The following is a 13,937-nucleotide window of genomic DNA, read 5'->3' on the forward strand; positions in this document are numbered from 1 at the left end:
GGTGCTCCTAAAGGTCTAAAAACCTAAAAAACCTAGAATGTTGAAACTCTAAAATCCTAGGCTGGATAACAAATCGTCCACATCGTCCTGACCGGACACAACGTCTTCTCTTTTATCGGCATGAATCTGCGGACCTTCACCCTGAGAGAGATGTTTTTGTGGATCTTTTTCAGCCAGCATCGCTTCACGGTCATGCTCGATACCCGCAAAGCGGTCTACCTGGCTGGCCATGAGCACGAGCTTGAGCAGATTGCTTTCAACTTCGGTGACCAATTGGGTCACGCGCTTGATCACCTGACCGGTGAGGTCCTGGTAATCCTGAGCCAGCAGGATGTCGTTGAGGTTGCTCGACACCGTGCGATTGTCTTCGCTGCTGCGTGTCAGGAAACCGTCGACCCGGCGCGCCAGTTCACGGAACTCTTCAGCCCCGACTTCGCGGCGCATGAACCGCCCCCAATCCGTGCTCAACGCCTGGGCTTCCTGGCTCAGGCCGTTGACCAGCGGTGTGGCGTTCTCCACCAGATCCATGGTGCGGTTGGCGGCGGCCTCGGTCAGCTTGACCACGTACCCCAGACGCTCGGTGGCATCGGTGATCTGGGAAACTTCCTCGGCTTGCGGCATGTTCGGGTCAATCTGGAAATTGACGATCGCGCTATGCAGCTCGCGAGTGAGCTTGCCCACCTCCTGATACAGGCCGCGGTCACGGGTCTGATTGAGCTCATGGATCAGTTGCACAGCGTCGCCGAACTTGCCCTTTTCAAGGCTGTTGACCAATTCGACCGCGTGTTTTTTCAGGGTCGATTCAAAATCGCCCTGTGAAGATTCGTTAGTGTCCATAGCTCCCCCGGTGACGCAGTGTCTCAACCGATGCGTTCGAAAATCTTTTCGATTTTTTCTTTCAACGCCTGGGCCGTGAAGGGTTTGACCACATAGCCGTTAACACCGGCCTGGGCCGCTTCGATGATCTGCTCGCGCTTGGCTTCAGCGGTGACCATCAGCACTGGCAGGTGCTTGAGCTTTTCATCGGCGCGCACGTGGCGCAGCAGATCGATGCCGGTCATGCCAGGCATGTTCCAGTCCGTTACCAGAAAGTCGATGCTGCCGCTGTTGAGAACCGGAATGGCGGTAGTGCCATCGTCAGCCTCGACCGTGTTGGTGAACCCAAGGTCACGCAACAGGTTTTTTATGATCCGCCGCATCGTTGAGAAGTCATCAACGATGAGGATTTTCATGTTCTTGTCCAATTCGACCTCCAAGCAGTCTTAAACGCGCCCAGCACCTGGACACGCCATTTCAATCAATCCGGCAATGCACTCGATGACTGTCTGGAGCACAACAAATCGCGACCGGTGCAGCTAATCCCGCACCGGTCCCGCTCGCAGTGTCCCCACACTGCCTTCAGCGCGCTCGCCACTCCCCCAAACGCCCCCGCAAGCGGGCCGCGCACTGGCTGTGTAACTGGCTGACCCGGGATTCGCTGACCCCAAGGACCTCACCGATTTCCTTGAGGTTCAGCTCTTCGTCGTAGTACAGCGCCAACACCAGTCGCTCACGCTCCGGCAAATTGGCAATCGCGTCCGCCAGCGCCGCCTGGAAGCGTTCATCTTCCAGATCGCGTGACGGTTCCAGATGTGCACTCGCGCCATCCTCGTGCAGCCCTTCGTGTTCGCCGTCCTGCAACAGATCGTCGAAACTGAATAACCGGCTGCCCAGGGTGTCGTTCAAAATCCCGTAATAATCGTCGAGACTCAATTGGAGTTCGGCCGCAACTTCGTGATCTTTAGCGTCACGACCGGTTTTAGCTTCAATCGAGCGAATTGCGTCGCTGACCATGCGGGTATTGCGGTGGACCGAACGTGGCGCCCAGTCCCCCTTGCGAACTTCATCGAGCATCGCGCCGCGGATTCGAATGCCCGCGTACGTCTCGAAACTCGCGCCCTTGCTGGCGTCATATTTGGTCGACACTTCAAGCAGGCCGATCATGCCGGCCTGGATCAGATCTTCAACCTGAACACTGGCTGGCAGACGTGCCAACAGGTGGTAAGCAATGCGTTTGACCAGTGGCGCGTAACGCTCGATCAGCTCGTACTGCGCGTCACGTGCCGACTTCTTGTAGAGGTTGTAGCCACTGGCTGTCATAGGACGGGTCCTGCGGTCTGTTGCACGAGACGCTCAACGAAAAACTCCAGGTGCCCACGCGGGTTGGCAGGCAACGGCCAGGTATCGACCTTCTGCGCAATCGCCTTGAACGCCAGGGCGCACTTGGAGCGCGGGAAGGCTTCGTAGACGGCGCGCTGCTTCTGCACAGCCTTGCGTACGCTTTCGTCGTAAGGCACGGCGCCGACGTATTGTAGGGCTACGTCGAGGAAGCGATCCGTGACCTTGGTCAACTTGGCAAACAGGTTGCGACCTTCCTGCGGGCTCTGCGCCATGTTGGCCAGCACGCGGAAGCGGTTCATGCCGTAATCGCGGTTCAGTAATTTGATCAGTGCGTAGGCGTCTGTGATCGAAGTCGGCTCGTCGCACACCACCAGCAAGACTTCTTGCGCTGCGCGAACAAAACTGACTACCGAGTCACCAATACCTGCAGCTGTATCGATCACCAGGACATCAAGGTTGTCGCCGATGTCGCTGAAGGCCTGGATCAGGCCGGCGTGTTGAGCCGGGCTCAGATGAACCATGCTCTGGGTGCCGGACGCGGCCGGGACGATGCGGATGCCGCCGGGGCCCTGCAACAGAACGTCGCGCAGCTCACAGCGGCCTTCGATCACGTCGGCCAGGGTACGTTTGGGTGTCAGTCCCAGCAGGACGTCGACGTTCGCCAACCCCAGGTCGGCGTCCAACAGCATGACGCGACGGCCGAGCTCAGCCAGGGCCAGTGACAAATTCACTGACACGTTAGTCTTGCCGACGCCACCCTTGCCGCCGGTCACCGCGATCACCTGTACGGGATGCATGCTGCCCATGTTATTTCTTTACCTTGTCTTGCATAGACGGAGGCCACATTACTGGCTGCGCGTTCTCAAACGGAACAATGCATGGCAGACCATCGATGTAGGTATGAAAACTGTTCATTACTACCTCAGCCAACCTGCTTGGTCGGACTGTGGTAAATATCAGCGAACATGTCAGCCATGGCTTCTTCGCTGGGTTCTTCCTGCATTTGTACGCTAACGGCGCGACTGACCAACTGATGACGACGCGGCAGATGCAAATCATCCGGAATCCGCGGGCCATCCGTCAGGTAGGCCACCGGCAACTCATGACTGATTGCCAGGCTTAACACCTCTCCCAGACTTGCCGTTTCATCCAGTTTAGTCAGGATGCAGCCAGCGAGCCCGCAGCGTTTGTAACTGTGATAAGCGGCCGTTAGAACCTGTTTCTGGCTGGTGGTTGCCAACACCAGGTAATTTTTTGATTTGATGCCACGACCGGCCAGACTTTCGAGCTGCATGCGCAGTGCCGGATCGCTGGCCTGCAGGCCGGCGGTATCGATCAGCACCACGCGTTTGCGCAGCAAGGGTTCCAGAGCCTGGACCAGCGACTGGCCCGGATCTACGTGCGTTACCGACACATTGAGGATCCGGCCCAGCGTCTTGAGTTGTTCCTGAGCACCGATACGGTAGCTGTCCATACTCACCAGCGCGATGTTTTGCGCGCCGTACTTGAGCACATAACGCGCCGCGAGCTTGGCCAGGGTGGTGGTCTTGCCCATGCCGGCAGGGCCGACCATGGCAATCACGCCGCCCTCTTCCAGTGGCTCGACTTCCGGTGTGGCGATCATCCGCGCCAGGTGCGCCAGCAGCATGCGCCAGGCCTGACGAGGCTCTTCAATATCGGTAATCATCGCCAGCAGATCGCGCGACAACGGGCCGGACAAACCAATGCGTTGCAGGCGACGCCAGAGGTTGGCCTGAGCCGGACGGCTGCCTTGCAGCTGATTCCAGGCCAGGGAGCCGAGTTGTACTTCCATCAGTTCGCGCAGGCTGTTGAGCTCGAAACGCATCGAGTCGAACGCCCGTGGATCAACGCCGCCTACCGCTGGCGCCGGGGCCGGTGCAGCACGACGGGGCTGGGTGTAAGTTGGCTCGATCAGTGGTTCGGCGGCGGTCAATGGCAGGCCGGCGAACAACTGCCGATTGGTGGTTTTGTCGCCGTCGGTCTCGCCTTCGCCACGCAGGCTCAATTCAGCCTGGGCGGTAACGATCCGCGACTGGGTCTTGCGCAGCTCATCCTCGAGTTCCATGTTCGGAACGCGCGGGGCCAGCGCCGACAATTTGTAATCGAGGGCAGCCGTCAGTTCGACACCGCCAGCGATCCGGCGATTGCCGATAATCGCGGCATCAGCGCCCAGCTCATCACGAACCAGTTTCATGGCCTGACGCATATCGGCGGCGAAAAAACGCTTAACTTGCATAAACCACTACCTCAGCCGTTGGGCCCTACTGTCGCAACGATGGTCACTTGCTTGTTGTCAGGAATTTCCTGGTAAGCCAACACATGCAAACCCGGGACTGCCAGTCGGCCGAATCGCGAGAGCATCGCGCGAACCGGACCGGCCACCAGCAGAATCACCGGCTGACCTTGCATTTCTTGACGCTGCGCCGCTTCGATCAACGAGCGTTGCAGCTTCTCAGCCATGCTTGGCTCCAACAGAACGCCCTCTTCCGAGCCTTGTCCTGCCTTCTGAAGACTATTGAGCAATATCTGTTCCAACCTTGGCTCCAGAGTGATAACTGGCAGCTCGGAGTCAGTCCCCACAATGCTTTGGACGATTGCACGGGAAACGCCGACGCGCACCGCGGCGACCAGCGCGGCGGTATCTTGACTCTTGGCAGCATTGTTGGCGATGGCCTCGGCGATGCTGCGAATGTCGCGCACCGGCACCTGTTCAGCCAACAACGCCTGCAACACCTTGAGCAGTTGCGACAGAGAGACCACACCCGGCACCAGCTCTTCAGCCAGCTTGGGTGAGCTTTTGGCCAGCAATTGCATGAGTTGCTGGACTTCTTCGTGACCGATCAGCTCGCTGGAGTGCTTGTACAGAATCTGGTTCAAGTGGGTCGCCACCACCGTGCTTGCATCGACCACGGTGTAACCTAGCGATTGAGCCTGGGCGCGCTGACTGATTTCGATCCAGACCGCCTCCAGACCAAAAGCCGGATCTTTGGCGGTTATGCCATTGAGCGTGCCGTAGACCTGCCCCGGGTTGATCGCCAATTCGCGATCCGGGTAAATCTCCGCTTCTGCCAGGATCACCCCCATCAATGTGAGGCGATAGGCACTCGGCGCAAGGTCGAGGTTGTCACGGATGTGCACAGTCGGCATCAGGAAGCCCAGGTCCTGGGAGAGCTTCTTGCGCACACCCTTGATCCGCGCCAGCAACTGACCACCCTGATTGCGATCCACCAGCGGGATCAGGCGATAGCCGACTTCCAGCCCGATCATGTCGATTGGCGTCACGTCGTCCCAGCCCAGTTCCTTGGTTTCCATGGCGCGGGCTGGCGATGGCAGCAGCTCCTGCTGGCGCTTGACCTCTTGCAAGGCCTGAACCTTGACCACGTTCTGTTTCTTCCAGAACAGGTACGCACCGCCAGCCGCCAGGGCCGCCATGCTGAGAAAGGAGAAGTGCGGCATGCCGGGCACCAGCCCCATCACCGCCATCAAACCCGCCGCGACGGCCAACGCTTTTGGCGAGGCGAACATCTGGCGACCAATCTGCTTGCCCATGTCTTCCGAACCGGAAGCACGGGTCACCATGATCGCGGCCGCTGTGGATAACAACAGTGATGGCAATTGCGCCACCAAACCGTCACCAATGGTCAACAGCGCGTAAACCTTGCCGGCGTCGCCGAAGCTCATGCCGTGCTGGAAGATCCCGACCGCCATGCCGCCGATCAGGTTGATGAACAGAATCAGCAGGCCGGCGATGGCGTCACCGCGTACAAATTTGCTGGCACCGTCCATGGAACCGTAGAACTCGGCTTCCTGGGCAACTTCCATGCGGCGCAGCTTGGCCTGGTTCTGATCGATCAGGCCGGCGTTGAGGTCGGCGTCGATGGCCATCTGTTTACCGGGCATCGCATCGAGGGTGAAACGTGCGCTCACCTCGGAAATCCGCCCGGCACCTTTGGTCACCACGACGAAGTTGATGATCATCAAGATCGCGAAGACCACGATACCGACCACGTAGTTACCGCCGATCACCACCTCACCGAAGGCCTGGATCACCTTACCCGCGGCGGCATGCCCTTCCTGACCGTGGAGCATCACCACCCGCGTGGAGGCCACGTTCAGCGCCAGGCGCATCAGTGTCGCCACCAGCAGGATGGTCGGGAAAACGGCGAAATCGAGCGGGCGCAAGGCGTATACGCAGACCAGCAGCACGACGATCGACAGCGCAATGTTGAACGTGAAGAACACGTCCAGCAGGAACGGCGGCACCGGCAACATCATCATCGCCAGCATGACCAGCAGCAACAACGGCACACCCAGGTTGCCCCGACTTAAATCGGCAACGCTTGTGCGGGCTGTGTTGAATAACTGAGAGCGATCCACCGGTTTTCCCCGTTCCTTTAAAGCAAACTTTTGACGCCCAGAACAGGCGCAGGTCGGCTACTGCAAGAAGCCTTCCAACTTTTGCAGGTACTTGAAATAGAGGGATTACCAAAGGGAGTTGCGGTGACTGGACTGACCTCATCGCGGGCAAGCCCGCTCCCACAGGTAACCGAGTTCTTCCTGAGGAAATGCGATCAAATGTGGGAGCGGGCTTGCCCGCGATGGGGCCGGCACTGCCAGCGAATTTTCAGGAGTCGCGACGCAGATCCGGCGGAATAGGCAAGTCGTCCTTGAGCGGGTCCGGGCGCTTGCCCTTGCCCGCGCGGTGCTGGCGGATCTGGTAGACGTAGGCCAGCACCTGGGCAACCGCCAGGTACAGCCCACCGGGAATTTCCTGCTCCAGTTCGGTGGAGTAATAGATCGAACGCGCAAGGGCCGGCGACTCGAGCAGTAGCACATTGTTGGCCACGGCGATTTCACGAATCTTCAACGCAAGGAAGTCACTGCCCTTGGCCAGCAGCATCGGCGCCCCGCCCTTCTCCGGGTCGTACTTGAGGGCGACGGCGTAGTGGGTCGGGTTGGTGATGACCACGTCGGCCTCCGGGATCGCCGCCATCATCCGGCGCTGGGACATCTCGCGCTGCAGTTGACGAATCCGCTGCTTGACCTCCGGACGCCCTTCCTGATCCTTGTGTTCGTCGCGCACTTCCTGCTTGGTCATCAGCAGTTTCTTGTGGCTTTCCCACAGCTGCACCGGCACATCGACGGCGGCGATGATGATCAGCCCGCAGGACATCCACAAGGTGCTCCAGCCGACCACTTGCAGGCTGTGAATGATCGCCATTTCCAACGGTTCATGGGCGATGCGCTGCAAGTCAGCGATGTCCGACGACAACACTGCGAGCGCCACGAACAGGACGATGATGAATTTGGCAAACGCCTTGATCAGCTCCACCAGCGCCTTGGTGGAAAACATCCGCTTGAGGCCACTGAGCGGGTTCATCCGACTGAACTTCGGCGCCATGGAGCCGAACGCAAACAGCCAGCCCCCCAGGGAGATCGGGCCGATGATCGCCGCCAACACCAACGAGATCATGATCGGCTGAATCGCCCACAAGCCGATCTGCCCTGAGTGCAGCAAGTAATTGACCATGGATTTCTGATCCATGATCACTTCCCGTGGCAACGAGAAGTTGATGCGCATCAGCTCCATCATGTCTTGCGCCAGGGCACCACCGAAAATCAGTAGCGCACTGGCGCCGACGAGCATGATCGCCAGGGTGTTGAGTTCCTTGGATCGCGCCACCTCGCCTTTGTCACGGGAGTCTTTCTTGCGCTTGTCCGTGGGGTCTTCTGTTTTGTCTTGACCGCTTTCGCTCTCAGCCATGACTCAACGCGCCTGTGCCAGTTCGCGCAACAACTGCAAGGCCTCGACGGCCATGGGTTGGTACTGGTTGAGAATGTCCCCCAGGCTGACCCAGAGAATGAACATCCCGAGCACCAGTATCAGCGGAAAACCGATGGAGAAAATGTTCAGCTGCGGCGCCGCCCGGGTCATTACGCCAAACGCGATATTGACCACCAGTAACGCGGTGATTGCCGGCAGCACCAGCACCAACGCGGCACCCAGCACCCAGCCGAGCTTACCGGCCAATTCCCAGTATTGATTGACCAGGAACCCGCTACCGACTGGCAGCGTGGTAAAGCTTTCGGTGAGCACTTCGAAGACCACCAGGTGACCATTCATCCCCAGGAACATCAGCGTCACCAGCATGGTGAAAAACTGCCCGATTACCGCCACCGACACGCCGTTGGTAGGGTCGACCATGGACGCGAAGCCCATGCCCATCTGAATCGCGACAATCTGCCCGGCCACCACGAACGCCTGGAAGAACAACTGAAGGGAGAAACCCAGCACCGCACCGATAAGGATCTGCTCGCCAATCAGCAGCAAACCGCTGAGGTCCAGCGGATTGACCGGCGGCATCGGTGGCAGCGCCGGGGTGATCACGAATGTAATCGCCAGGGCCAGATAGGCTCTTACGCGCCGCGGGACCAGGGTCGTGCCGAAAATCGGCATGACCATGAGCATCGTGCCGACGCGAAACAGCGGCAACATGAACGTCGCCACCCAGGTGCTGATCTGGGTATCGGTCAGTTGCAGCAGCGACGACATGGATTAGCCAATGACCATGGGAATACTGCCGTACAACCGCAGGATGTAATCCATGAAGGTCTGCACCAGCCAAGGGCCGGCGACGATCAGCGTCACCAGCATCACCAGCAGACGTGGCAAGAAGCTCAGGGTCTGTTCGTTGATCTGGGTCGCCGCCTGGAACATCGCCACCAACAAGCCGACCAGCAGACTCGGAATCACCAGCACCGCGACCATCATGGTGGTCAGCCACAGGGCGTCGCGAAAGATGTCTACGGCGACTTCTGGCGTCATGGCGAAACACCTCCAAAACTGCTGGCCAACGTACCGATAATCAACGCCCAGCCATCCACCAGCACAAACAGCATGATCTTGAACGGCAGGGAAATGATCAGCGGCGAAAGCATCATCATACCCATCGCCATCAGCACACTGGCCACGACCAGGTCGATGATCAGGAACGGGATGAAGATCATGAAGCCAATCTGGAACGCGGTTTTAAGCTCGGACGTGACGAACGCCGGGACCAGAATGGTCAGCGGCGCCTGATCCGGCGTAGCGATGTCAGTGCGCTTGGACAGGCGCATGAACAGCTCGAGATCGCTGCTGCGCGTCTGGGCCAGCATGAAGTCCTTGATCGGAACCTGGGCCTTGGCCACAGCATCCTGGGCGGTGAGTTTTTCCGCCAGGTACGGCTGCAAGGCGTCCTGATTCACCCGGTCGAATACCGGCGCCATGATGAACAGCGTCAGAAACAGCGCCATGCCCGTGAGGATCTGGTTCGACGGCGTCTGCTGCAAGCCCAAGGCCTGACGCAGGATCGAGAAGACGATGATGATCCGGGTGAAACTGGTCATCAGCATGACGAACGCCGGGATAAAACTCAGCGCGGTCATGATCAACAGGATTTGCAGACTGACCGAGTATTCCTGGGCGCCATTGGCATTGGTGCCCAAGGTGATCGCCGGGATCGACAACGGATCGGCGGCGAAGGCCAGCGGCGCGGCCAGCATCAGGGCCAGCGTCAAGACGATGCGTAACGCACCCATTACTTCTTATCCTTCTGATCCTTGCCGAGCATCCTTAACAGATGCTGGGCAAACTCCGGAGTCGCTTTCTCGGTACCGCCAGGCACTTGCACCGGCTCCTTGAGCACGTGCAGCGCGGTGATGGTGCCAGGGCTCAAGCCCAGCAGGATCTGCTCGTTGCCGACCTGCACCAGCATCAAACGGTCACGCGGACCTAGCGCGCGCGAGCCGATCAGCTCGATCACCTGCCCCTTGCCCGCCGGCCCGGCCTGCTGCACCCGGCGCAACAACCAGGCGAGGAAGAAAATCAGCCCCAGCACCAGCAGCAAACCAAACACCAGCTGCGTCAATTGCCCGGCCACACCACTGTTGACCACCGGCGCAGCAGCGGCCGTCGCAGCACTCGCCACCGGCTCGGCAGCCAGAACACTGAACGGCAACGCCAGCAGCAATCCCGGCAAGGCACCCAGAACCTTTTTCACTTAACGCAGCTTCTTGATGCGTTCGCTTGGGCTGATCACGTCCGTCAGGCGAATGCCGAACTTCTCGTTGACCACAACCACTTCGCCGTGAGCGATAAGCGTGCCGTTAACCAGTACGTCCAGCGGTTCACCGGCCAGGCGATCCAGCTCGATCACCGAGCCCTGGTTGAGTTGCAGCAGGTTGCGGATGTTGATGTCGGTGCTGCCCACTTCCATGGAAATCGACACCGGGATGTCGAGGATCACGTCCAGGTTAGGACCGTCCAGGGTGACCGGCTCGTGGTTCTTCGGCACGCTGCCGAACTCTTCCATCGGCAGACGGTTGGAGCCCGACGAACCGCTATCGGCCGCCAGCAGCGCATCGATATCGGCCTGCCCGGCGTCTCCGGTTTCTTCCAGGGCCGCGGCCCATTCATCAGCCAGTGCCTGGTCGTCCTGGGCGTTCATATCGTTGTTCATCATGTGTCCTCGGCGGGCAACTGCTCAATCAAGAGCAGCGAATTAAAGGGGGATTGGAGCGCCGGTCAGCGGCGCTCGATCGGCTCGATCACCTGCAACGCGAGGTTGCCTTTGTGCGAGCCCATCTTGACCTTGAAGGCCGGCACGCCGTTGGCGCGCATGATCATTTCTTCCGGCATCTCGACCGGGATCACGTCCCCCGGCTGCATGTGCAGAATGTCGCGCAAACGCAACTGGCGACGGGCAACCGTGGCACCGATCGGCACGTCGACATCCAGCACGTCCTGGCGCAAGGCGTTGATCCAGCGCTCGTCCTGATCGTCCAGGTCCGACTGGAAGCCGGCATCGAGCATCTCGCGCACCGGTTCGATCATCGAGTACGGCATGGTCACGTGCAGGTCGCCACCACCGCCATCAAGTTCGATGTGGAACGTCGACACCACGACGGCCTCGCTCGGGCCGACAATGTTGGCCATGGCCGGGTTCACTTCCGAGTTGATGTACTCGAAGTTCACTTCCATGATCGCCTGCCAGGCTTCCTTCAAATCGACGAAGGCCTGCTCCAGCACCATGCGCACGACGCGCAGTTCGGTGGGGGTGAATTCACGTCCTTCGATCTTGGCGTGACGACCGTCGCCACCAAAAAAGTTGTCCACCAGCTTGAACACCAGCTTGGCGTCGAGGATGAACAGGGCGGTGCCGCGTAACGGCTTGATCTTGACCAGGTTGAGACTGGTCGGGACGTACAGCGAGTGCACGTATTCGCCAAACTTCATCACCTGCACGCCACCGACGGCAACGTCTGCCGAGCGGCGCAGCATGTTGAACATGCTGATGCGGGTGTAGCGGGCGAAACGCTCGTTGATCATTTCCAGGGTCGGCATGCGTCCGCGGACGATGCGATCCTGACTGGTCAAGTCGTAGCTTTTGACGCTGCCGGGTTCAGCAACGTTATCGGTCTGTACCAGACCATCGTCGACGCCATGCAACAGCGCGTCGATCTCATCCTGGGACAGCAGGTCTTGCACGGCCATGTCGTGTTCCTACTGCAGTACGAAATTAGTGAAAAGCAGCTGTTCGATCACCACTTTGCCGAGTTCTTTCTGCGCCACTTCCTGGACGCTGGCCGTGGCCTTCTGACGCAACATCTCCTGGCCAACCGGGGTCGCCAGCGTGGCGAAATCCTGGCCGGAGAACAGCATGACCAGGTTGTTGCGGATCACCGGCATGTGCACTTTGAGCGCTTCAAGGTCGGCCTGATTGCGACCTTGCAGGGTGATGCTCACCTGCATATAGCGCTGGCGACCGTTCACGTTGTAGTTGGCCACGAAGGCCGGGGCCATCGGTTCGAAGATCGCTGGCTGCTTGCCGACCACGGCCGGTTGCGCCTCAGCAGGTTTGCTCTGGGCGCTGTGCATGAAAAACCAGGTCGCCCCCACAGACACGCCAATCGCCAGCAGCAGAGCCACCACGATCACAATGATCAGCTTGATCTTGCCTTTGGTTGCGGGGTCTTTTACTGCTGCTTCGCTCTTCGCCATGCCAATAATCCGTCACTATTCGGGTTTTCACAGTCGCACGGCAAGGCAAGAGCAAGTGTTATGCCAGAAGTGTCAGGCAGGGGCTGGGCGCGGGATTATGGACACCCCAAAACAAATGTGGGAGCGAGCCTGCTCGCGATAGCGGTGTGACATTCAACATGTTCGTTGACTGCTACACCGCTATCGCGAGCAAGCTCGCTCCCACAAGAGCGGGTATTGCGTTTGATCAGGCGTAGTAGTCGACGGCGCTGGAGCCGATGACACTGGTGGTGGTGGTGGCGGCGGTGGTGGCCACTTCGGCGACGGTCGGGCTGATTTCGTCATCCATCGCGTCGAGGCGACCACCACTTGCATTGGTACGGCCACCCTGCCCCTGCTGCGCCTGTTCCTGGCCCTGCCCCTGACCTTGCCAGCCACGCGACTGGTCGGAGACGTTGACGTCAACCTGCCCCATGCCCTGTTGCGCGAACATGTCACGCAGGCGGTGCATTTGCCCGTCCAGCGCCTCGCGCACGCTTGGATGGGCGCTCATGAAGGTGATCTGGGTCTGCTGATCGGGAATCATGTTCACCCGAATGTCGAGACGCCCCAGTTCAGCCGGTTGCAACTGAATGTCCGCTGCTTTCAGATTGGCGCTGGAGAGGTACATGACCCGGTTGACCACTTCTTCGGTCCAACCGCTCTGGTGCATGGCGATTGGCTGGTTCACCGGCAAGGCATTGGCGGTTTTGGGGGTGGCCGCCTGGGTCAATGCCGCCAGACGGTTGGCAAAGTCATCGACACGGGTATCGCTGGTGGCGCTCTTCAAGTCCTTGAGGCCGTCATCGATCAAACCGCTGAAGGCTTTCTCGCCACCCTGGCTGGTGCTGTCCTTGTCGGCCTGCACGTTGAGCATGCTGGCCATGCCAGCGGCAAAATTCTGCGCCGAGGTCAGTTCGCCGTCAGCCTGGGTCTGCGCGGGCGTCGCTTTAGGCTGAGCCTGGCTGCTGGCGGAGACGTGGCCACTCTGCTCCATGGCCATGCGTACGGCTGGCAGTGCATCGAGCGGGTCAGCTGCAGGATCGAAATCGCTATCGGCAGCGGCGGCCGCCGGCGCTGGTGCTTGCGTAGGCGCGGCTATGACAGAGGCCACTGACGCTTCAACCTGCGGCTGAGCACTCTGGGCAACCGGCGGGGCCGCTGGCGCGACCGGAACGGTCATCAGCGGCGGCAGCACCCCCGGCATCAAGGCAGGGTCCACAGGCGTCGTATCGGCCACGGGTGTTGCCGTGACGTCAGTCTTGTCATCACTGGTGGTTGTGTCGTTCGCCTGCGCCGGTTTATCGGCAGGCAAGGAATTGCCGCTATCGGCAACCGCCGGTTCCGGGGCGGCAGGCTTATCGTTGCTGACATCCGTTTTGCCCGAGCCCTTTGGGCCACTGTCGGCAACAGGTTTGGCAGGTTTATCCGCCACCACAGAAGGCTTGTTCTGGGCTTGATGGGCATAAACATCAGCGAAGCTGGACGCCTTGCCCGCTGGCTCAGCGGCCGGTGCCGGGGTATTGGCGCTGGCGGCTTGAGTCTTGGCCGTGGCAACAGCCTGAAGAAGCGAATGTGGGGTAACGGGCATTAAACAGTCTCCGCTGCACTGAGATCGTAGGTACAGTTGAGAGAGTTGACTGCAAAGGTCGAGCCAGGTCTGCCCGACCGATGACAAAAGTGCCGAATGGTCGCC

The 13,937-nt window shown here is 59.7% G+C and carries 15 protein-coding genes; all 15 read right to left on the reverse strand.

Annotation, left to right across the window (positions count from 1 at the left end; translation table 11 throughout):
- Positions 1-48 precede the first annotated feature (48 nt).
- A complete protein-coding gene (locus HNR03_RS04370; RefSeq protein WP_222585252.1) occupies positions 49-837 on the reverse strand; it encodes a protein phosphatase CheZ in 789 nt (262 codons plus the stop codon).
- Positions 838-860: 23 nt separating this feature from the next.
- Positions 861-1,232, reverse strand: coding sequence for a chemotaxis response regulator CheY (locus tag HNR03_RS04375; protein WP_003183998.1), 372 nt, complete (start codon positions 1,230-1,232; stop codon positions 861-863).
- 166 nt (positions 1,233-1,398) lie between these two features.
- Positions 1,399-2,139, reverse strand: a complete 741-nt coding sequence (gene fliA, locus HNR03_RS04380) for an RNA polymerase sigma factor FliA (protein WP_007894214.1) — start codon at positions 2,137-2,139, stop codon at positions 1,399-1,401.
- A complete protein-coding gene (gene fleN / locus HNR03_RS04385) occupies positions 2,136-2,966 on the reverse strand; it encodes a flagellar synthesis regulator FleN (protein WP_003222917.1) in 831 nt (276 codons plus the stop codon). Before fleN ends, fliA begins: the two co-directional genes overlap by 4 nt.
- 116 nt (positions 2,967-3,082) lie before the next feature.
- Entirely contained in the window at positions 3,083-4,417 is a 1,335-nt protein-coding gene (gene flhF, locus HNR03_RS04390) for a flagellar biosynthesis protein FlhF (protein WP_259151118.1), read from the reverse strand.
- Between the two features lie 11 nt (positions 4,418-4,428).
- Entirely contained in the window at positions 4,429-6,558 is a 2,130-nt protein-coding gene (gene flhA, locus HNR03_RS04395; protein WP_259151120.1) for a flagellar biosynthesis protein FlhA, read from the reverse strand.
- 247 nt (positions 6,559-6,805) lie between these two features.
- Complete coding sequence (flhB, locus tag HNR03_RS04400) at positions 6,806-7,945, reverse strand: flagellar biosynthesis protein FlhB (RefSeq protein WP_259151121.1); 1,140 nt, start codon at positions 7,943-7,945, stop codon at positions 6,806-6,808.
- A 3-nt stretch (positions 7,946-7,948) separates the two neighbouring features.
- Entirely contained in the window at positions 7,949-8,734 is a 786-nt protein-coding gene (gene fliR, locus HNR03_RS04405) for a flagellar biosynthetic protein FliR (RefSeq protein WP_259151122.1), read from the reverse strand.
- A gap of 3 nt (positions 8,735-8,737) precedes the next feature.
- On the reverse strand, positions 8,738-9,007 hold the full coding sequence (fliQ, locus tag HNR03_RS04410; RefSeq protein WP_090181555.1) for a flagellar biosynthesis protein FliQ: 270 nt from the start codon (positions 9,005-9,007) through the stop codon (positions 8,738-8,740).
- The gene (gene fliP / locus HNR03_RS04415; RefSeq protein WP_222585247.1) at positions 9,004-9,762 is read right to left on the reverse strand and encodes a flagellar type III secretion system pore protein FliP; all 759 of its coding nucleotides are present in this window, start codon (positions 9,760-9,762) and stop codon (positions 9,004-9,006) included. The genes fliQ and fliP overlap by 4 nt, the downstream gene beginning before the upstream one ends.
- Positions 9,762-10,223, reverse strand: coding sequence for a flagellar biosynthetic protein FliO (gene fliO, locus HNR03_RS04420; RefSeq protein ID WP_222585246.1), 462 nt, complete (start codon positions 10,221-10,223; stop codon positions 9,762-9,764). Before fliO ends, fliP begins: the two co-directional genes overlap by 1 nt.
- On the reverse strand, positions 10,224-10,682 hold the full coding sequence (fliN, locus tag HNR03_RS04425; protein ID WP_090188530.1) for a flagellar motor switch protein FliN: 459 nt from the start codon (positions 10,680-10,682) through the stop codon (positions 10,224-10,226).
- A 65-nt stretch (positions 10,683-10,747) separates the two neighbouring features.
- Positions 10,748-11,716, reverse strand: a complete 969-nt coding sequence (gene fliM, locus HNR03_RS04430; protein ID WP_222585245.1) for a flagellar motor switch protein FliM — start codon at positions 11,714-11,716, stop codon at positions 10,748-10,750.
- Positions 11,717-11,725: 9 nt separating this feature from the next.
- Positions 11,726-12,223: a flagellar basal body-associated protein FliL gene (gene fliL, locus HNR03_RS04435; RefSeq protein WP_222585244.1), complete on the reverse strand. Its 498-nt coding sequence runs from the start codon at positions 12,221-12,223 to the stop codon at positions 11,726-11,728.
- A gap of 226 nt (positions 12,224-12,449) precedes the next feature.
- Entirely contained in the window at positions 12,450-13,832 is a 1,383-nt protein-coding gene (locus tag HNR03_RS04440) for a flagellar hook-length control protein FliK (protein ID WP_259151127.1), read from the reverse strand.
- Positions 13,833-13,937 lie beyond the last annotated feature (105 nt).

This window comes from Pseudomonas sp. JAI111, assembly GCF_024809425.1.
Taxonomy (GTDB): domain Bacteria; phylum Pseudomonadota; class Gammaproteobacteria; order Pseudomonadales; family Pseudomonadaceae; genus Aquipseudomonas.

Bases quoted from the DNA above. Each gene is read 5' to 3' on its own strand.
- HNR03_RS04370 (WP_222585252.1), bottom strand. From the start codon at position 837: ATGGACACTAACGAATCTTCACAGGGCGATTTTGAATCGACCCTGAAA.
- HNR03_RS04375 (WP_003183998.1), bottom strand. From the start codon at position 1,232: ATGAAAATCCTCATCGTTGATGACTTCTCAACGATGCGGCGGATCATA.
- fliA (WP_007894214.1), bottom strand. From the start codon at position 2,139: ATGACAGCCAGTGGCTACAACCTCTACAAGAAGTCGGCACGTGACGCG.
- fleN (WP_003222917.1), bottom strand. From the start codon at position 2,966: ATGGGCAGCATGCATCCCGTACAGGTGATCGCGGTGACCGGCGGCAAG.
- flhF (WP_259151118.1), bottom strand. From the start codon at position 4,417: ATGCAAGTTAAGCGTTTTTTCGCCGCCGATATGCGTCAGGCCATGAAA.
- flhB (WP_259151121.1), bottom strand. From the start codon at position 7,945: ATGGCTGAGAGCGAAAGCGGTCAAGACAAAACAGAAGACCCCACGGAC.
- fliR (WP_259151122.1), bottom strand. From the start codon at position 8,734: ATGTCGTCGCTGCTGCAACTGACCGATACCCAGATCAGCACCTGGGTG.
- fliQ (WP_090181555.1), bottom strand. From the start codon at position 9,007: ATGACGCCAGAAGTCGCCGTAGACATCTTTCGCGACGCCCTGTGGCTG.
- fliP (WP_222585247.1), bottom strand. From the start codon at position 9,762: ATGGGTGCGTTACGCATCGTCTTGACGCTGGCCCTGATGCTGGCCGCG.
- fliN (WP_090188530.1), bottom strand. From the start codon at position 10,682: ATGAACAACGATATGAACGCCCAGGACGACCAGGCACTGGCTGATGAA.
- fliM (WP_222585245.1), bottom strand. From the start codon at position 11,716: ATGGCCGTGCAAGACCTGCTGTCCCAGGATGAGATCGACGCGCTGTTG.
- fliL (WP_222585244.1), bottom strand. From the start codon at position 12,223: ATGGCGAAGAGCGAAGCAGCAGTAAAAGACCCCGCAACCAAAGGCAAG.
- HNR03_RS04440 (WP_259151127.1), bottom strand. From the start codon at position 13,832: ATGCCCGTTACCCCACATTCGCTTCTTCAGGCTGTTGCCACGGCCAAG.